This is a genomic window from Thermococcus celer Vu 13 = JCM 8558 (genome assembly GCF_002214365.1).
Classification (GTDB): domain Archaea; phylum Methanobacteriota_B; class Thermococci; order Thermococcales; family Thermococcaceae; genus Thermococcus; species Thermococcus celer.
This window is the reverse complement of record NZ_CP014854.1, coordinates 483,559-501,480: the sequence shown is the minus strand read 5'-3', so window position 1 is coordinate 501,480 and position 17,922 is coordinate 483,559. Positions and strand designations below refer to the sequence as shown.

Annotated in this window: 22 protein-coding genes; 13 read left to right on the top strand and 9 right to left on the bottom strand. The window is 56.1% G+C overall.

Going from position 1 to position 17,922, the window contains the following annotated elements; translation table 11 throughout:
• Positions 1-6 precede the first annotated feature (6 nt).
• The 4 genes from A3L02_RS02815 to A3L02_RS02800 form a co-directional block, all read right to left on the bottom strand.
• Positions 7-1,305, bottom strand: a complete 1,299-nt coding sequence (locus A3L02_RS02815; protein WP_088862526.1) for a cytochrome c biogenesis protein CcdA — start codon at positions 1,303-1,305, stop codon at positions 7-9.
• A gap of 32 nt (positions 1,306-1,337) precedes the next feature.
• The gene (locus A3L02_RS02810) at positions 1,338-1,673 is read right to left on the bottom strand and encodes a hypothetical protein (protein WP_237268671.1); all 336 of its coding nucleotides are present in this window, start codon (positions 1,671-1,673) and stop codon (positions 1,338-1,340) included.
• A gap of 100 nt (positions 1,674-1,773) precedes the next feature.
• Positions 1,774-2,310, bottom strand: coding sequence for a nitroreductase family protein (locus tag A3L02_RS02805; RefSeq protein ID WP_088862525.1), 537 nt, complete (start codon positions 2,308-2,310; stop codon positions 1,774-1,776).
• A gap of 9 nt (positions 2,311-2,319) precedes the next feature.
• On the bottom strand, positions 2,320-2,859 hold the full coding sequence (locus tag A3L02_RS02800) for a class I SAM-dependent methyltransferase (RefSeq protein ID WP_088862524.1): 540 nt from the start codon (positions 2,857-2,859) through the stop codon (positions 2,320-2,322).
• Between the two features lie 120 nt (positions 2,860-2,979).
• Between A3L02_RS02800 and A3L02_RS02795 the strand changes: the two genes are divergently transcribed.
• The 10 genes from A3L02_RS02795 (at position 2,980) to A3L02_RS02750 (ending at position 13,003) form a co-directional block, all read left to right on the top strand.
• Positions 2,980-3,948, top strand: coding sequence for a ThiF family adenylyltransferase (locus A3L02_RS02795; protein ID WP_088862523.1), 969 nt, complete (start codon positions 2,980-2,982; stop codon positions 3,946-3,948).
• Position 3,949: 1 nt separating this feature from the next.
• A complete protein-coding gene (thiI, locus tag A3L02_RS02790) occupies positions 3,950-5,041 on the top strand; it encodes a tRNA uracil 4-sulfurtransferase ThiI (RefSeq protein ID WP_088862522.1) in 1,092 nt (363 codons plus the stop codon).
• A 48-nt stretch (positions 5,042-5,089) separates the two neighbouring features.
• Positions 5,090-5,611: a ferritin gene (locus A3L02_RS02785; RefSeq protein ID WP_088862521.1), complete on the top strand. Its 522-nt coding sequence runs from the start codon at positions 5,090-5,092 to the stop codon at positions 5,609-5,611.
• Positions 5,612-5,703: 92 nt separating this feature from the next.
• Positions 5,704-6,150, top strand: coding sequence for an arsenate reductase ArsC (locus A3L02_RS02780; RefSeq protein ID WP_088862520.1), 447 nt, complete (start codon positions 5,704-5,706; stop codon positions 6,148-6,150).
• A gap of 131 nt (positions 6,151-6,281) precedes the next feature.
• Complete coding sequence (sufC, locus tag A3L02_RS02775) at positions 6,282-7,025, top strand: Fe-S cluster assembly ATPase SufC (protein WP_088862519.1); 744 nt, start codon at positions 6,282-6,284, stop codon at positions 7,023-7,025.
• Complete coding sequence (sufB, locus tag A3L02_RS02770; RefSeq protein WP_088862518.1) at positions 7,003-8,430, top strand: Fe-S cluster assembly protein SufB; 1,428 nt, start codon at positions 7,003-7,005, stop codon at positions 8,428-8,430. Before sufC ends, sufB begins: the two co-directional genes overlap by 23 nt.
• Positions 8,430-9,533, top strand: coding sequence for a SufD family Fe-S cluster assembly protein (locus tag A3L02_RS02765; RefSeq protein ID WP_088863810.1), 1,104 nt, complete (start codon positions 8,430-8,432; stop codon positions 9,531-9,533). Before sufB ends, A3L02_RS02765 begins: the two co-directional genes overlap by 1 nt.
• A gap of 183 nt (positions 9,534-9,716) precedes the next feature.
• Positions 9,717-11,534 carry an aldehyde ferredoxin oxidoreductase gene (gene aor / locus A3L02_RS02760; RefSeq protein WP_088862517.1) on the top strand — a complete coding sequence of 606 codons (1,818 nt, stop codon included), beginning with the start codon at positions 9,717-9,719 and terminating at the stop codon, positions 11,532-11,534.
• A gap of 85 nt (positions 11,535-11,619) precedes the next feature.
• Positions 11,620-11,868 (top strand): MoaD/ThiS family protein, encoded by a 249-nt coding sequence (locus A3L02_RS02755; protein ID WP_088862516.1) that lies wholly within the window; start codon positions 11,620-11,622, stop codon positions 11,866-11,868.
• A gap of 1 nt (position 11,869) precedes the next feature.
• Entirely contained in the window at positions 11,870-13,003 is a 1,134-nt protein-coding gene (locus A3L02_RS02750; protein WP_088862515.1) for a tungsten cofactor oxidoreductase radical SAM maturase, read from the top strand.
• A 184-nt stretch (positions 13,004-13,187) separates the two neighbouring features.
• Here the strand turns inward: A3L02_RS02750 and A3L02_RS02745 are convergent, their stop codons facing one another.
• Together A3L02_RS02745 and A3L02_RS02740 are read right to left on the bottom strand one after the other, a co-directional pair.
• Positions 13,188-13,394 (bottom strand): 4Fe-4S dicluster domain-containing protein, encoded by a 207-nt coding sequence (locus A3L02_RS02745; RefSeq protein ID WP_088862514.1) that lies wholly within the window; start codon positions 13,392-13,394, stop codon positions 13,188-13,190.
• Positions 13,395-13,400: 6 nt separating this feature from the next.
• The gene (locus A3L02_RS02740; protein WP_237268670.1) at positions 13,401-13,772 is read right to left on the bottom strand and encodes a heterodisulfide reductase subunit A-like protein; all 372 of its coding nucleotides are present in this window, start codon (positions 13,770-13,772) and stop codon (positions 13,401-13,403) included.
• Between the two features lie 136 nt (positions 13,773-13,908).
• On the opposite strand from A3L02_RS02740, the gene A3L02_RS02735 reads away from it, so the two are divergent.
• Together A3L02_RS02735 and A3L02_RS02730 are read left to right on the top strand one after the other, a co-directional pair.
• Positions 13,909-14,628 (top strand): ATP-binding cassette domain-containing protein, encoded by a 720-nt coding sequence (locus tag A3L02_RS02735; protein ID WP_088862513.1) that lies wholly within the window; start codon positions 13,909-13,911, stop codon positions 14,626-14,628.
• On the top strand, positions 14,618-15,568 hold the full coding sequence (locus A3L02_RS02730; RefSeq protein ID WP_088862512.1) for a SufB/SufD family protein: 951 nt from the start codon (positions 14,618-14,620) through the stop codon (positions 15,566-15,568). The genes A3L02_RS02735 and A3L02_RS02730 overlap by 11 nt, the downstream gene beginning before the upstream one ends.
• A 5-nt stretch (positions 15,569-15,573) precedes the next feature.
• On the opposite strand, the gene A3L02_RS02725 is transcribed toward A3L02_RS02730, so the two are convergent.
• The gene (locus tag A3L02_RS02725; protein WP_088862511.1) at positions 15,574-15,984 is read right to left on the bottom strand and encodes an OsmC family protein; all 411 of its coding nucleotides are present in this window, start codon (positions 15,982-15,984) and stop codon (positions 15,574-15,576) included.
• A 233-nt stretch (positions 15,985-16,217) separates the two neighbouring features.
• On the opposite strand from A3L02_RS02725, the gene A3L02_RS02720 reads away from it, so the two are divergent.
• Entirely contained in the window at positions 16,218-16,946 is a 729-nt protein-coding gene (locus tag A3L02_RS02720) for a cytochrome C biogenesis protein CcdA (RefSeq protein ID WP_088862510.1), read from the top strand.
• On the opposite strand, the gene A3L02_RS02715 is transcribed toward A3L02_RS02720, so the two are convergent.
• On the bottom strand, positions 16,938-17,288 hold the full coding sequence (locus tag A3L02_RS02715; protein ID WP_088862509.1) for a thioredoxin family protein: 351 nt from the start codon (positions 17,286-17,288) through the stop codon (positions 16,938-16,940). The two genes, A3L02_RS02720 and A3L02_RS02715, sit on opposite strands and share 9 nt — an antisense overlap.
• Before the next feature lie 68 nt (positions 17,289-17,356).
• Positions 17,357-17,878, bottom strand: coding sequence for a hypothetical protein (locus tag A3L02_RS02710; protein WP_237268626.1), 522 nt, complete (start codon positions 17,876-17,878; stop codon positions 17,357-17,359).
• Between the last annotated feature and the right edge of the window lie 44 nt (positions 17,879-17,922).

Sequence of the window (17,922 nt, the reverse complement as noted above, 5' to 3'; positions counted from 1 at the left end):
CGTCCCTCACAGCTTAGAGAGCGATTCAAAAAGGCCGCTCCAGAGCTTGAGTGGGGTGAGCTCCGTAAGCATCAGCAAGCCCAGGGCGATCAGTGTCACTCCAAGGGCTATTTCCCACCTGACTTTTCCTCCGCCGCTCAGGGAGAGCCTCCCCGAGAGGAACTTCCTGTTTACCCACCCACCGAGCTCCTTAGATTCCGTCAGCAGGTAGACGGTCAGTCCCATACCGAGCCCGTAGGTTCCCATCACGATTACCCCGCTCAGCGTGTTCCTGCTTAGGGCGGCGGTTATAACGGCAAAGCCCACGTAGGGCGCGATACAGCCGAGCCACGTTGCCCCCAGCGCGGAGCCGAGGAAGAAATCGTAGACCAATCCCCTCTTCCTGGCCACCCCATCCGCTGGGGAGAAGCTGAGAAAACGCTCTATCCTTTCGCTCACCCTCTCGCTGACGAGGCTCGCGCCCACAACGATGAAACCAAGCCCGCCGAGGAGGTAAAGCGCCCCCTGTATCTGTGCGGCGTACTCCCCGAGACCACCAACGAGGGCACCGAGAAGGGCGAAGGACGCGACCATCCCCGCCACTACGGCTCCTACGTTCCTGTTCGCGAATGTGAGCGAGAGGGTTCCGATTATCACGGGAAGAACGCAGGGAGAGAAGACACTGAGGATCCCGGCCGAGAACACCGGAAGCAGGACGGCCAGGCCGAGGTTGGTCTTCCCGTTTGAGGGTTTTGGTTCTGATGAACCGCCGGTATCCGAGGTGGGCCTGGCGGGCGTTCTTTTCATCTCACCTCCTGTTGCCCTATCGACGAAGTAAGCCAGCCCCTGGGGGTTCAGGGCACCGACGGCCACTCCTCTAAGGACCATCGTTCCGTTGACGGCCTTGAAGATCACCATCGTCGGAGTCCCGGGAACGCCGACGCTTATCTCCTCCCCCGGCTTTTGGGGTTTGTAGTAGCCGGCGTTCTCCGGCTGGATGACCAGCACGGGGTCGTAGACCCTGTACCGGAGCGTTGTTATCTCCCGCCCCCTGTAAACGTCGATGGACACCAGGACGAGGTTTTTCAACGCCTTTTCGGCGGTTGGTGTTGGAAAGACGTCCGTTTTCATGTATCCGCAGGCGGGACAGGTCTGGGAGTTGTAGAAGAGGAAGAAGTACTCCCCGTTGTGTGATGAAACGAGTTCCTGAAGTTCCTTAGAATTATCGACCTCGTGGAAAGATAGATTTCCGTACTTTACAGTCCCCGCACTTACGAGCCCCACGAACAGCGACAGAACCGCGAGCATCAGAAGCATCCTGCGCATTATTCTCACCTGAAAAGGATTGAAGAGGGGATTTAAAACGTCATCGGGACGTAGCCCTTCTCGAGGTAGTCCGCTATTATCTTTCCCACGTACTCGACTCTGGTGTACTTCTTTAGGGAGACCTCAAAGCCCTCCATCTCGGCAAGTCTCCTGCACGCTATCGGGAGCTTTCCGGATTCCTTAAGTTTCTCCACCCACGGGAGAAAGCGCCCGTCTCCCTCCGCCACCGCCCTCTCGATGGGACCGAAGAGGATAACCTCCACATCCTCCACCCACCCGTGTTTGAGGGCGTTGGTGGCCCACATGAAGCCAACGAGGGCTTTATCATCGTCGCTCGATATTATGACAAGTGCTTTGACCATTGCCATCACCGGGCCATCTACTCCTGTGCACGTTATAACGTTTATCTTTTCCATACTGCAAACCTGAAAGGGGTACTCTACGCTACCGCAATACTTCGCCCTGGAATCACTTCCAGGGTTTGCCGAAGCTGTTCCGGCTCACCTTCTCCGGCTCGAAGACCTCGTCCCCGTGGGGTGGCTTTTTCTCCGCCGGGTAGCCGATTCCTACAATGCAGAGGACGCGGTAGTTCGGCGGTATATCGAGCAGTTCCCTCACGTAGTCCTCGGCGGTCTTTCCCTCATCGTGCATCCTGTTCCTTATCTGCACCCAGAAGGAGCCCAGTCCGAGGTCGAAGGCGGCCAGCTGAATGTGCTCCGCCGCTATGCTTGCATCTTCCACCCAGACGTCACTCCGGCTCTCGTCGGCCGTCACCACTATCGCCAGCGGTGCGGTGGCCAGACCTGCGGCCCCAAGCTTGGCCTTTGACAGGGCCTTGAGCTTTTCCCTATCATCGATCACGATGAAGTGCCACGGCCTTTTGTTGAAGGAACTCGGGGACAAGAACGCCGCCTCGAGGAGTCTCTCCACGAGTTCACGCGGTACGGGTTTGTCCTGAAACCTCCTTACGCTCCTCCTCTTTCTGAGAACCTCAAAAAACTCCATGTTACCACCTCACACCTTCGGTTTCAGCAGCATCAGGTAGTGGTACTCGAGCTCCCGGTATTTTATCACTTCGAAGTTTTCGGCAAGCTCCATGACCTCCTCCGGCGAGAGCCTCTCCTCCACGGGCGGTCCAAAGGGGATGGGTTCCTTTTTCCACTCCGCGACGAGGACGAGGGCGTTTCCGGCCCAGCGGAGGTACTCCCGGGGGTCCTCCATCTCGTGGAGAACGCTTGAGAAAACCGCCAGGTCAAAGTCCTCCAGCTCGGGCGGTTCCCCCGTCACCATCACCTCCACGTTGGTTAAACCCTCCCGTCTGAGCCTCTCCTCAAGTTTCCCCGCCATCTCCGGGTTTATCTCGATGGCGTAGACCTTCCCAAAGGCCCTCGCAAGGGGCACGGTGAGGTAGCCGGTGCCGGCGCCGACGTCCACGGCGACTTCTTTTCTCCGCATCTCGCTGAGGGCGAACTCCACGACCTCCTCCGCTGGAAAAACTTTCTGCCTCCACCCGGAGTTCAGGACGTGCGCATGTTTCGGGTTGAAGCGATGCATTTTTGATCCCCTCCGTGGGTTAGTTGTCGGGGTAGAAATTTCTTTTGGTCTTTCTGAACCTCAACCTTTGGTTTCCAAAACCCTTTTTATCCTCCCGCCCAAGGGGAATGTGGTGGGAGCATGAAGGTAGAGATGGACTTTTCGAGACACTTCCCAATCATTGGTATTGAAGGCCAGAGGAAGCTGGGTGAGAGCACCGTCGCCGTAGTCGGGGCCGGCGCGCTGGGGAGCTGGGAGGTTTACTTCCTCCACAAGCTCGGTGTCGGGAAGATCATCGTCATCGACAGGGATTTTGTTGACGAGAGCGACCTCCCGAGGACGGTATACACCAAAGAGGACGTCGGGAAGCCGAAGGTGGAGGCTCTGAGGGAGCGCTTTGGGGTCGTCGGACACTTCGAGGACCTCAACCCCGGGACGGTGGGCCTGCTCGACGGGGCAGACCTCATAATAGACGGAACCGACAACATCTACACCCGCATGGTGATAAACGACTACGCCATAAGGGAGAACAAGCCGTGGATTTACGTCGGCGTCCTCTCGACCTACGGCAACGTAATGCCGGTAATTCCGGGAAAAACCACCTGCTTCCGCTGTTTGATGCCCAAACTCCCGGAGAGACCCATGCCGACCTGTGCGATGGCCGGCATAATGAGCTACGTCCCGAGCTTCGCCGCTTCCCTGGCCGTCGCGCTGGCCGCGAAGATCCTGCTCGGCGAGGAGGTGGGGAGCGAGCTGTTCTTCTTTGACCTCAGGAGCATGGACTTCGAGAAGATAAGGATACCGAGGAGGGAGGACTGCCCTGCCTGCGTGAGGAAAGAACTCACGTTCCTCGAAAAGCGGATAAAGGTCGAGCGCATGTGTGACGGCTCTATCCAGGTGACGCCGCCCGAGAGAATGAGCATAGACCTCGACGAGTTCGCGGAGAGGCTCGAAAAGCTCGGCATCGAGTACCTGAAGACGAGCCAGTTCATCCAGTTCGAGGACGACTACGCTGAGATACTGGTGTTCAAGACGGGGAGGATGGTAATCCGCGGTGTCGAGGACGGGAAGGAGGCAAAGAACTTCTTCGCCCGCTATCTGGGTGGTTGAAATGCTTCTCGTTCGCTACGGAGAGATAGCAATAAAAGGCGGCAAGAGAAGGGAGTTCGAGAGAAAACTTAAGGAAAACATAGAGAAGGCACTCCGGAGAAAAGGGATGAAATGTAAGGTCAAAATAATCAGGGGAAGGTTACTCGTGGACGCCCCTGACGAGGCGGCCGGAATAATCGCCAAAGTGCCCGGCGTGGTCTCCGTATCTCCCGCGAGGGTGATGGAGTACGAGGAAATTCCTGAATACCTCCGTAGAGCCTTAAAGGACAAATCACCGGAGAGCTTTAAAGTTGAGACCCGGAGGCTTGATAAAACCTTCTTGAGAACGTCCGTTGAGGTGAACCGGGAGATTGGAGCGTTTGTTGTGAATGAATTTGGATGGAAGGTGGACCTCGAGAACCCCGACCTCGTCATCGGAATCGAGATTATTGCCGGGAAGGCTTACGTATTTTTTGAAAAAATTAGGGGCGTTGGCGGTTTGCCCGTTGGCACTCAAGGGAAGGTCGTGGCTCTTTTGAGCGGGGGCATAGATTCCCCCGTTGCCGCTTTCCTCATGCTCAAACGCGGTGCCGAAATCGTGGCGGTTCACTTTGACCAGGGCATGAACGCGAGGAGCGTTGTGGAAAAGGTCGTTGAGGTCCTCGAGGACTACTCCCCGGAGCCGATAGAACTCGTAATCGAGAACCACTTTGAGATACTCAAGCCCTACGTGAGGGCACTCGCCGAGGTGGGGATGCAGAGATGGACGTGCGTGGTGTGCAAGGTTGCGATGCTCAGGAGGGCTGCGGAGATAGCGAGGGATATGGGGGCGCTCGGTGTGGTGACGGGAGATAGCCTCGGGCAGGTGGCGTCGCAGACACTGACCAACCTCTACTTTGAGACGATGAGCGTCGATTTTCCCGTTCATAGACCCCTCCTTGGGATGGACAAGGAGGAGATAGTGGCCATAGCGAGGAGGATAGGGACGTACGAGGCGTTCCTTGAGTATCCCCACTGCGACTGCCCCTTCCGGCCGGAAAGGGTCGTCACGGGTGGGAAGCTTGAGGAGTTTCAGCGGGTGATCCGGGTGCTGGAACGGGAGGGATTGGTTTGAACTAAGCCTTAAATAGTTCGAGACCAGAATTAATGGTGGTGATGGAAGATGTTGAGTGAAAGAATGTTGAAGGCCCTCAACGAGCAGCTGAACAGGGAACTGTATTCAGCATATCTTTATTTCGCAATGGCGGCGTACTTCGAGGACATGAACCTCGAGGGATTCGCCAGCTGGATGAAGGCCCAGGCAGAGGAGGAGCTCGGGCACGCCCTGAGGTTCTACAACTACATCTACGAGAGGAACGGAAGGGTGGAGCTGAGTGAGATCCCCAAGCCGCCGAAGGAGTGGGAATCACCGGTCAAGGCCTTTGAAGCGACTTACGAGCACGAAAAATTCATAAGCAAATCCATCCACGAGCTCGCCGCCCTCGCCGAGGAGGAGAAGGACTACCCGACGAGGGCCTTCCTCGAGTGGTTCATCAACGAGCAGGTCGAGGAGGAGGCCAACGTAAAGAGGGTTTTGGATCAGCTCAAGTTCGCCGGGGATAGCCCGCAGGTACTCCTCATGCTCGACAGGGAACTTGGCGCGAGGGCTCCAAAGCTCCCGGGGATTTTGATGGCGGGGGAGTAAATTCCCGCCTGTCGTTTTTATTTCCTGTTTCGGGTGGGAACCCAGCCCGGAAAAATTTTAAACCACCTCCTCAAGGGAAAGGCGATGATAACGTGAAGAAGCCCATTCTCTTCGTGTGCGTTAAAAACTCCGCAAGAAGCCAGATGGCGGAGGCGTTCTTCAACCACTTTAACGATGACCCACGTTTCAAGGCCATGAGCGCCGGAACCGAACCGGCAGAGACGATAGACCCGCTGGCGAAGGCCGTGATGGAGGAGATAGGGATATCCCTCGACGGCCAGAGGCCCAAGCTCTACACGAGGGAGATGGCCGATGAAGCGTACATCGTGATAACCATGGGCTGCCTCGACAAGTGTCCCTACGCTCCACCAGAAAAAACCTGGGACTGGGGCCTCGACGACCCCTACGGAAAGCCCATAGAGAAGTACCGTGAGGTAAGGGACGAGATAAGGCGGAGGGTCCTGAAACTGATCGAAGACCTGAAGAGCGGAAAGGCCCGGGAAGAGATAATCGGGAAGACGGCCCTGATAACACTTTAACGTGGGCGGCGTCGATTTTTATATCCCCTTCTCCCGAGTTCACCAACCCTTGGCTACCCAGGGATGGGTAGAAAACTTTTAAAACTGACTTCTCTTACACAAGAATGTGTAGATAATGGACGGTGATGGTCATGTTAAAGGTGGAAGATCTTCACGTTGAGGTGGATGGAAAGGAAATCCTCAAAGGGGTGAATTTAGAACTCCCGGCCGGCGAGCTCCACGTCGTCATGGGCCCGAACGGCTCGGGGAAGTCAACCCTTGCCCTGACGATAGCGGGGCATCCCCGGTACAACGTCACAGAGGGGAGGATACTCTTTGAGGGAGAGAACATAACGGACGCGAAACCCGAGGAGAGGGCTAGGAAGGGCATCTTCCTCAGCTTCCAGCAGCCGGTTGAGGTCGAGGGGGTGAAGGTCATAAACTTCCTCCAGAGGGCGTTGAAGAACCTCAGGGGTATGGACGAGGTTCAGGCCTACGACCTCGTCTTCAAGACGGTGGAGGAACTCGGTTTTGATAAGACGATGCTCTCGAGGGAGCTCAACGTGGGCTTTTCCGGCGGGGAGAGAAAGAAGCTGGAGATGCTCCAGGCCTACCTTGTGAAGCCAAAACTGCTGATCCTCGACGAGCCCGACAGCGGTGTGGACGTTGACTCCCTCAAGGTGATCGCGGGGTTAATTGCCAGACTGCACAGCGAGGGGACCTCCATCCTTCTAATCACGCACTACGGCAGGATCCTGGAGTACCTGAACCCCCAGAGGGTGCACGTTCTGAAGGATGGAAAGCTCGCCGTCTCCGGCGGAATGGAACTCGTGAAGCTTATAGAGGAGAGGGGCTTCGCGGCGGTGACCGAAAATGGAACAGCGCTCAAAGCTTGAGGATATACTGAAGGCCGGTTCCCTCGAGGAGATCCTCGGCACCGCGGTCCCGTATCCCAAGGAGATAGAGCTCCGCGGCGAGCTAACCGAGGACGCGGTCAGGGAGCTGTCACGCATAAAGAACGAGCCGGAATGGATGCTCAGGCACCGCCTCAAGGCTCTCGAGCTGTTCCAGAAGCTCCCGATGCCCAGATGGGTGGTCGGGATAGACGAACTTGACCTCGAAAGCTTCTCCCTCTATTCAAAGCCCGAAGTGAGTGATGAGGTCAGGGACTGGGATGATCTGCCCGAGAACATCAGGAGAACATTTGAGCGTCTCAACATCCCCGAGATAGAGAAGAAGTTCCTGTCCGGTCTCACGGCCGTTTTCGACAGCGAGAGCGTCTACTCCCAGCTCAAGGAGGAGTTCGAAAAGAAGGGCATAATCATGATGCCCATGGAGGAGGCCGTGCAGAGGTACCCGGACCTCGTGAAGAGGTACTTCGGCAAGGTGTTCCCGCCCGGGGACCACAAGTTCTCAGCCTTACACCACGCCCTCTGGAGCGGAGGGGCCTTCGTTTACATCCCGAAGGGGGTCAGGGTTCCGTTTCCGATAGAGGCCTTCTTCGTCATAGGCTCTGCTCTGGAGGGGCAGTTCGAGCACACCCTGCTAATCGCGGATGAAGGGAGCTACGTCCACTTCATCGAGGGCTGCAGCGCACCGATGTACAAGGGCTTCTCCTTCCACGACGGCATGGTCGAGATATACGCCCACAAGAACGCCACAGTCAAGTTCACGACGATACAGAACTGGAGCAGGAACGTCATCAACTTCAACAACAAGCGCGCCATCGTGGAAGACAACGCCTACGTCGAGTGGGTCGAGGGGAGCATCGGGAGCCACGTAACCTACACCTACCCCTCAAGCGTCCTCAAGGGAGAGGGGGCGAGGACTGCCCAGTACGTTGTGTCGCTCAGCAACGGTCCCTACCTGAAGGACACCGGGGCCAAGACGTGGCATCTCGCCAGGAACACGAGCTCAAAGATAGTCTCAAAGAGCATAAGCGCCAACGGCGGGATAAACATCTACCGCGGGATGGTGAGGGTAGTCAAGGGGGCCGTGAACTCGACGGCGGCGGTCTCGTGCGATTCGCTCATCCTCGATGAGGAGAGCAAGGCCTACACCTACCCGCACAACCAGAGCGACGAGCCGGGCGCGAGCATAATCCACGAGGCGACGACCGGAAAGCTCGGCGAGGACAAGCTCTTCTACATGAACCAGAGGGGCATAAGCGAGGAGGAGGCGAAGAGCCTCATAGTCATCGGCTTCATCAGTGAGGTCCTCGAGGGACTGCCCTTCGAGTACGTTCAGGTCCTCAAGAAGGTCATAGAGCTTGAGTTCAGCGAGGTTGGGGGTGTCGGATGATGTTTGGGGTAACTCAGGAGCTTCTCGAGAGGCTCGAGTACCAGAAGTACGGCGACAGCCCGACGATTAAGAGCTACACCAAGTGGAAACTCTTTGAGGAGAACTCACCGCTCAGACTCCCGACGGAAGCGGAGCCGGGAGAGGTTCCGGTGAAGGGTAACGTCCTCCTTTCGGGAAGCGGGGCTGAGTTCAGCCTTCCAGCTGGAGTTGAGCTGGACGAGGGGACGCTGGGCCTCTCTCAGCCGGGGGAGTCGAGGATACTCGGCTTCCACTTCTACGCCCTCAAGAAAGCCTACAGGCTCAGGATCACCCGGGACCTCTTTGAGCCGCTCGTGATAGTCTCCCACCTCTCGGGGAAGGCCTTCGTCAGCCACCACATCAGCATCGAGGCCGAGAACGTCAGGGCCCCGATAGTAATCTACGACATGGCCGAAGGGGGCACGAAGTCCCTCCTGGTCGAGCTCAAGGCGAAGGATGCGGAGCTTGAGATCCTGACCGTTGGAAGGCACAGGGGGCTCTCTCATTACCTCCTCAGGGCGAGCCTCGGCGGCAAAAGCCGGGTCAGGGCGTTCACGGTGGTAAGCGGTGGGGAGATGAGCCACCACCGCGAGGACTACTCCCTCGAGGGGCCGGAAAGCGAGCTCATCCTCAGGGGCATGCCGATGGCGGTAGGTAACGCCGTTGACTACGTCACCAACGTCCTTCAGTACGGTAAAAGGAGCAGGAGCGAGACGAGGGTTCACGGCTTCTCCTACGAGAACGGTTGGACGGTTCACAGGGGCACCGCGAAGGTCTTCGAGAGTGCCAGAAACGCGTCCAGCGGCGTGGTCTCGGAGGTCACCGTGATGGACAGGGGCTCGCTCGGGGTTAGCGTGCCGATGCTCGAGGTGGACACCGGTGAGGTCGAGGCCGCGTTCCACTCCTCCACCGTGAGGCAGTTCGACGAGGATGCGCTCTTCTACCTCCGCTCGAGGGGCCTGGACAGCGACGAGGCGCTCAGCCTGTTCGTCCACGGCATCGGCGAAGCTTTGAGTGGCCACCTCGAGAGGCTCCGCGGCAAGGCCAGGGGGAACGTCGGGGAGCTGATAGAGGGGCTCCTTTGATTCCATGATTTTTTGAATTATTTCCTTGAGTTTTCTATGGACTGCTGGACTTGGCCCTGGAGGTTCCTCCGGTGCCAACGTCTGGCGTTAACGATAATGTTTAACTTCGAATATTCTCGTGACATTGTTCATTTTCGCCAAAAGTTATTAGGCATGAATGTTCACATCTATATGGCGATGCCCATGTATGGCAACTGGGGAAGGTTTCTGCGCGTAAACCTCTCCACCGGAGAGGTGAAGGTTGAGGAGTACGACGAGGAGCTGGCCAAGAAGTGGCTCGGGAGCAGGGGGCTTGCGATATATCTCCTCCTCAAGGAGATGGATCCAAAGGTCGACCCGCTGAGCCCGGAGAACAAGCTGATAATAGCCCCGGGCCCGCTGAGCGGGACGAGCGCTCCAACCGGAGGTAGGTATAACGTCGTCACGAAGAGCCCAGCAACGGGTTTCATAACGATGTCCAACTCGGGAGGATATTTCGGAGCGGAGCTCAAGTTCGCCGGATGGGACGCCATCGTCGTGGAGGGCAAGGCCGAGAAGCCCGTCTACATCTACGTAAAGGACGATGACGTCGAGATCAGGGATGCGTCCCACATCTGGGGCAAGCTCGTGAGCGAGACCGAGGAGACGATAAGAAAGGAGATCGGAAGCAAGAGGCTCAGGATAGCCTCGATCGGTCCGGCTGGAGAGAACCTCGTTAAGTTCGCTGCGGTCATGAACGATGGACACAGGGCCGCAGGCAGGGCGGGCGTCGGTGCCGTGATGGGAAGCAAGAACCTGAAGGCCATAGCCGTCGAGGGAAGCAAGACCGTGCCGGTAGCGGACAAGCAGAAGTTCATGCTAACGGTTAGGGAGAAGATCAACAAGCTGAGGAACGACCCGGTCGCGGGAGGCGGACTCCCGAAGTTCGGTACCGCGGTTCTCGTCAACATAATCAACGAAAACGGCCTTTACCCAACGAGGAACTTCCAGACGGGTGTCTATGAGCACGCCTACGAGCAGAGCGGTGAGGCGATGGCGGCGAAGTACCTGATCAGGAACCAGCCGTGTTACGCGTGCCCGATTGGCTGTGGCAGGGTCAACAAGCTTCCGACCGTTGGAGTCACCGAGGGGCCGGAATACGAGAGCACCTGGGCCCTTGGGGCGAACCTCGGTATAAACGACCTCGCGAGCATAATCGAGGCAAACCACATGTGCGACGAGCTCGGTCTCGACACCATCTCAACCGGTGGAACCCTCGCAACGGCGATGGAGCTCTACGAGAAGGGGTTCATAAAGGACGAGGAGCTTGGGGACGCTCCACCGTTCAGGTGGGGCAACACGGAGGTCCTCCACTACTACATCGATAAGCTCGCGAGGAGAGAGGGATTTGGGGATAAGCTCGCCGAGGGTGGCTACCGCCTCGCGGAGAGCTACGGACACCCCGAGTACTCCATGAGCGTCAAGAAGCTCGAGCTTCCGGCTTATGACCCGCGCGGTGCTGAAGGGCACGGCCTCGGTTACGCGACCAACAACCGCGGTGGATGCCACATAAAGAACTACATGATAAGCCCCGAGATCCTCGGCTATCCTTACAAGATGGATCCCCATGATGTGAGCGATGATAAGGTCAAGATGCTGATACTCTTCCAGGACCTCAGCGCCCTCATCGATGCGGCCGGTCTGTGCCTCTTCACGACCTTCGGCCTGGGAGCAGATGACTACCGCGACATGCTCAACGCGGCCCTCGGCTGGGACCTCTCCACAGAGGACTACCTCAAGATAGGCGAGAGGATATGGAACGCCGAGCGCATCTTCAACCTCAAGGCCGGCCTCGACCCGGAGAGGGATGATTCCCTTCCAAAGCGCTTCCTCGAGGAGCCCATGCCGGAGGGCCCGAACAAGGGTCACGTGGTCAGGCTCAAGGAGATGCTACCGCGCTACTACAAGCTCCGCGGCTGGACGGAGGACGGAAGGGTTCCGAAGGAGAAGGCCGAGGAACTCGGCATCGGGGAGTTCCTCTGATCCCGCTTTTGGCCCTTTTAAAAATTTTTTCACTCGAAAACTTTTTTTAAGTTGGGATTCCACTTTCATAAAACGGTGGTAGGCCATGGTTAAAGTCAAGGTTTTTGCCACTCTTATAGAGATAACTGGACGGAGGATCCTGGAGGTCCCCGCGGGGAACGTGGGGGAGCTTCTGGAAAAGCTCTACGCGACGTATCCCGGCTTCAAAGAGGAGCTCGAGAAGGGTTTCATGATACTGGTCAACGGGAAGAACATCGAGCACCTTCAGGGTCTGCAGACACCGCTTGAGGAGAACGACGTTGTGAGCATCTTCCCCCCTGCCGGAGGGGGCTGAAATGGAAAAGGAGTACACCTTCACCCTCTGGGACGGTAAGGTCATCGTGAAACCCAGGCTCGACATGAAGTACCTCTACATAGAGATAACGAGCAGGTGCAATCTCAAGTGCGAGATGTGCTTCAAGCAGTACTGGGAAGACACCGAGGGGGACATGGACTATGAGCTCTTCCTCAAGATACTCGACGATGCGGGGGAGTTCCCGAACCTCAGGATGATCTACTTCGGTGGGATAGGGGAGCCGGCGGTTCACCCGCGCTTCATGGACATGGTCCGCGAGGTGAAGAGGAGGGGCTTTGCCCTCGGGATGAGCACCAACGGAACCCTGCTGACGGATGAGATGCTGAGGGAGTTCGCGGAGCTCGGTGTCGACCTCGTCTACTTCTCAATGGACACGGTCCCGACGGCCGCCAACGCCATAACCCTCGGTCACATAACATCTGCATTAACTGCGGAGAAGATTAGGAAGCTCGTGAAGTATCGTGAAGAGATGGGAACCCACAAACCAAGCATAGGCGTTGAGGTCGTCGTGACGAAGGAGAACTACAAAGATCTTCCGGCGCTCGCGAGGTACTTACGGGATCTGAACGTTGACGCAATGCTCGTCTCGAACCTCATTCCCATGGCGGAGGAACAAGTTAAGGATATAGTCTACGATGGGAGCGTTGACATGACGCCCGTGGTTGACAAGCTCCAGAAAATAGCCAACTCCGGGCTCTACATAAAGATACCAAAGTTCGAGCTCAAGACCGAGAGGCAGTGTGACTTCGACGAGAACAACGTCGCCGTCGTGAGGTGGGACGGGGAGGTTTCGCCGTGCTACAGGTTCCTCCACACCTACTATGAGTACATCTTCGGCAGGAAGAAGAAGGTAAACGCCTACTCCTTCGGCAACGTCCGTGAGAAGAGCCTCGCGGAGATATGGACAAGCGAGAAATACACCTGGTTCCGTTTTACCATGAAGAACTACATGTACCCCTCGTGCACCGACTGCGAGCTCAGGGACGCGTGCGATTTCGTGAAGACAAGCGACATCGACTGCTGGGGGAACGAACCGAGCTGCGCCGACTGCCTCTGGGCGAGGAGATTAATCTTCTGCCCCATCCCGCAGTACATGTTCGGGAAGTTCTTCTGAGTCCTCTTAGGGCTCCGTGCATGCCCCTCATTTTTGCTTCCGACTTAACACTTGACTTTTAATTCCTGTTCATCACAAATCTAATTTCGGATAGTCCTGTTCTCTTGGATTCACAACTTCAGCTATGCCATGAACATCTTGATTGCAATGAGCGGTGGTCTTGAAAATCAAAAACAAAGAGGTCTCAGGAGTCGCCGGAGTAGGATATCGCTCCCGCCGGGCAGATTCTTTGGCAGCCCCTGCAAAACTCCACGCAGTTTTCGGGGTTGGCAACTCTGGGTTTTCCGGGATTGGAGGGAACCTCGTAGACCCCGTGGGGGCAGAAGTTGGCACAAGTTAAGCATTCAATGCACTTTTCGTAATCTATTATGGGATACCAGTTCTTGGCCATGTTTCCTCACTCCTTAACTCCATTGGGCATAGCTTCCTCTATCGCTTTAATGGCCTCGTCAGTGGTCATGTTCCTGATCTCAATGCCAATGAATTTTTTCTCATCAAAGCCAAGCTCCTTAAACGTCCATCCGAACATCTTCTTCTGCATAACAGGGTCGCAACCCGCTACAAAGAGCTTTTCTATGTCTTCTCCGTTCTTTAGGAGGGTTTTCCAGAAGTTGTCCCCGTCCGTGGCGCAAAGCTGCGGGTGTATTGCCACAAAATCAACTTTCCCCTCCCTTCTAAAGTGGTTCAGGATCTCAAAGACATTCATCTTTTGAAAGGATGGGCAGGTGCCCTGACATACACAGAGGATTAAACCTTTCATTCCTTTCATTGTTATCACCTCGCTAATAACTGGGAAACCCTTGTTTAAAAATTTTTTCATATGTAATTATTTTCAACCGAAGGTTCCCAACCGGGGGCTTTCCAAACATTTAAAACCCTCTTCATATGAGAACGTATTGATGGATATGCTGATCCTCAGAAACGTTACCTACTCCATAGACGGCAGGCGGATAGTCGACGAGGTTAACATGCAATTCAAGGAGGGCATGAGCTATTCCATTCTGGGGCCCAACGGGGCCGGGAAATCCACAATAGCCCGCATCCTCATGGGGGTAATTAAGCCGAGCGAGGGAAAGGTTCTGCTCGATGGGAGGGACATCACCGATCTGGGTGTGACGGAGAGAGCCAAACTTGGGATTTCTTTACTCTGGCAGGAACCGGCCCGCTATGAAGGGATAACCGTCGGGGAATACCTCACCCTCGGGGAAAAGCTGAAAGTGACTGAGGATGAATTGAGGAAAGTCTTTGAGATAGTTGGGCTGTCCTATGACCTCTACCTCCGCAGATTCGTGGACAAGGGGCTCAGCGGAGGGGAGAGGAAAAGGATCGAGCTCGCCTCTATCCTGCTTTTGAAACCGCGGTACGCCATCCTCGACGAACCTGACTCAGGACTGGATATAACTGCGAGTGATTTGATAGACAGAACCCTGAGATATTTGAAGAAGACGGGCACGACGGTGATTCTGATCACGCACCACGAGGAAATCGCAAGGAAAACCGACTTCAGCTACTTCCTCTGCGGGGGAAGGGTTGTGCGGAAAGGGTTTTCTGAGGAGGTCGTTGAGTACTACAAGAGGGCATGTGGAAAATGTCCGCTTCTGGAAGGGATGAGAGATGGTCATTAAGATGGATAGGGTGAAGGAGTACGAGGCCCTGGTCGAGGTTTACGAGAATGAGGGCCTGGATACCTCCCTCTTTGGGAACAGGATAGCGGCGATAATAATCAGCGGGGACAAAATACTTGGAGTGAACAACGTTGAGGGTGTTGAGATAGTCGGCGAGGAGATAGAGGACGGCGTCAAGGCGACTGTGAAGATCGATGATAACATTGAGCTCCCCTTCCCGGTACATCTCTGCACCGGCTTCCTGAAGAACGAGGGCTATCAGAGGGTGATTTTTGATATAACCACCGGAAAGAACTCAAAAGTTAAGTTCCTCTCGCACTGCATCTTCCCCTACGCCAAAGACTTCACCCACGATGCCTACGCCACGATTAAAATCGGCGAGGGTTCGACTGTTATTTACGAGGACGAGCACGTTCACGGCGAGGGCGTCAGGATGATAAGCAGGACCGATGTGGAGGTCGGGAAGAAAGGAGGGTACGTCGGAAGGTTCTCCCTGAGCAAACACCGCGCGAAGGAACTCAAGCTCGAGATGAACGTTAACCTCGATGATTACGCCGTTGCCGAGCTCGTCTCGAAGATAAAGGCCGTTAAGGACGACTCCGTCGAGGTAAAAGAGATAGCCCGCCTCAACGGGAAATCCTCCAGAGCAAACCTGAAGAGCACCGTTATAGCCTTTGACGATGCAAAGGCAAACGTGATAAACGAGGCCTACGGCATTGGTGACTACGCAAAGGGGCACGTGGAGTGCCACGAGGTGGTGAAGGGAAACGCGGACGTCCAGACGATACCCCTCCTCAGGGTGAGGAACGACAAGGCGGAGCTCACCCACGAGGCATCGATAGGCAGGATAAACGAGGCCCAGCTCGTTCAGCTCATGGCGAAGGGATTAACCGAGGACGAGGCGGCGGAGTTGATAATCGAGGGCCTTTTAAGGGGATGAGGGGATCAAGGCCGGACTATCTCAACTTCCCCCTTTATCTTCTCCGCCCCAACCGTGTTGAACACGGTCCCGTACTTCTCGGCGAGTTCCTTCACCCTTAGAATCTTCTTCTCGTCTTCTCCCGTGGTTATGGTTATTTTATAAGTAATCTCCTTCAGCTGAGGCTCTTCTAAGCCGCGCCACCCCCTAACTTCAACGTTCAGGGCTTTAACATCGAGCCGCATTTTCTTAATGAGCCTCCCCCAGTTGACCATCAAACATCCACCGATAGCGGAGAGGAGCATCTCCGTCGGGTTCGGACCCCTGTTGTTCCCATCGGTGTTCGTATCTATGAAAAAGGCAAATTCCCTGACCCTGGCCTCGCTTCCCACGTTTCCGTCCCATTCGAGTTCCGCTTTGTATTCGAGTCTCTCCATGGTTCCCACCGGGACAATTGAAGCTGGCTTCTATAAAAGACTTACCGGAATCAGGTGGTCCGTAAACAGACCTTGAAGAATTTCAGGTAGTGCTTCGGTGGGATTGGAAGGAGACTTTCTGGGGGCTTCTCTCGCCCCCGTTTCACGCCTCTACGGAGGAAACGGCGCTAACCTTTCGTTTCCAACTTTTTGTTCTCGAAATCCACAAAAAGACCCGGCGATAACTGACCCTCATGAAGGCCGAGGTGAAGGGACTGGCGATTATCCTTCTGGCATCCTTTGGAGTGGGCTCGCTCGCGCTCTACCTCCTCGGGATGGTGGGATTTATCCCCAAGTTCTTCGCCCTGGCCCTGAGCGACTCCATTAACCCCTGCACCTTCGTGATATACACGATGCTCCTCATAGCGCTCTCAGTCAGGGAGGTGTCGAAGGGACGGCTTTACCTCATCGGCGCCGCCTTTATCCTGGCCGTTTACGTCTCCTACTACCTTCTCGGCGTCGGCCTGCTCTACTTCGCCGGCCATCTCCCCCTCTGGGTCGCGGGAATAGCGGCGGTAGCCTTTGGATTATACACGATGGTCACGGGCCTGATGGAGCGCTCCCGCATCGGGGATAAAGGTGAGATCAGAAGGAGGATGTTCAGGAGCGATGCAACGGCCTTGGGGGCCTTCACGCTGGGGGTTATAGTTTCGACCACCCTCCTGCCGTGCTCCGCTGGTAGCTACCTCGTCTACGCGATAATAATCTCGCGGACCGGGAAGGCGCTCGCTTTCCTCCTCCTCGCCCTCTACAACGTGGTCTTTGTCCTTCCGTTGGTCGTCATACTGCTGGCGATGGGGAGCGTAACCGAGAGCAAGCGCTTTTCCCAGGCGATGGTGAGGAGGAGCAGGGAGCTCTCGGTTGTGGCCGGAGCCCTGCTGGTGGCCATAGGCCTCTGGGTTCTCTCGGGGGCGTCACCTTAGGCCAAGCTTTTCCCTCACCCGCCTTTCGAACTCCCCGAAGTTAGGCACCCCCACGAACTCCACGCGGTTGTCTATGAGTATCGTCGGCGTTCCAAGGATGTTGTGCTCCATCGCCTTCCTCCGGCCTTCCGGCGTCGCAACGCTCAGTTCCCTCGCCACGACCCCTTTGTATTTCCTCTCGAGTTCCTGAGCCATTGCCCAGGCTATCGGGCAGTAAGGACAGCCGGGCGACGTTATAACTTCGATGACGACTTTGGGCCCCTTTGGCTTCTCCTCGATCATTCCCGCCCTCTTCATGAGTTCAAGCATCTTCTTTCTCCGTATCATCTCGAGCTCGTCCATACCCTCACCCCCGAATAACGGAACTCATGGGAATTTAAAAGGATTCTATGAAGGGAGCCTCATCGAAGTCAATCCCCGATTGCGAGGTGCACCGCCAGCAGTATCGCAAACAGGACGGCAAGGGCCGTATGGACCGTCTTCCAGTAGCCCAGCAGCCCGACGAACCTCCTTGCCTTCCTCCTGTCGTGCTTCTTTGCCGCGATGAGAATCCTTCCGTAGACGTATCTACCGAAGAAACCGCTCAGGTTCAGGAGTATCAGGAGAATGGCCATACCCAGACCCGTGCCCCCGCGGAGTCCGCTGTACGTGGGGGATGAGAGGAAGTGGACGAAGGCCAGCAGCGTCCCCGTTATCGTGAGGAAGTGGTGAATGGTGATGGGATAAACGGGACCGAACACCGTTACGTAGGGATGGGCGGGTCTTATCTCAAATCCCCACTCGCTTGACTTTTTGTGGACTATAAGGAGCTTCCGCTTCGTCAGCGAGTAATAGACCACGCCAACCGCTATGAGGCCCACCCCGAGGGCGGTCAGTCCTCCGTATCCCGCCTCCAGCTCTCCTTCACCCTCCGCCATGACGAGCGGGGCCATTAAAAGGGTCGATAAAAAGAAAGCCATAAAGCGCTTCACCGGCA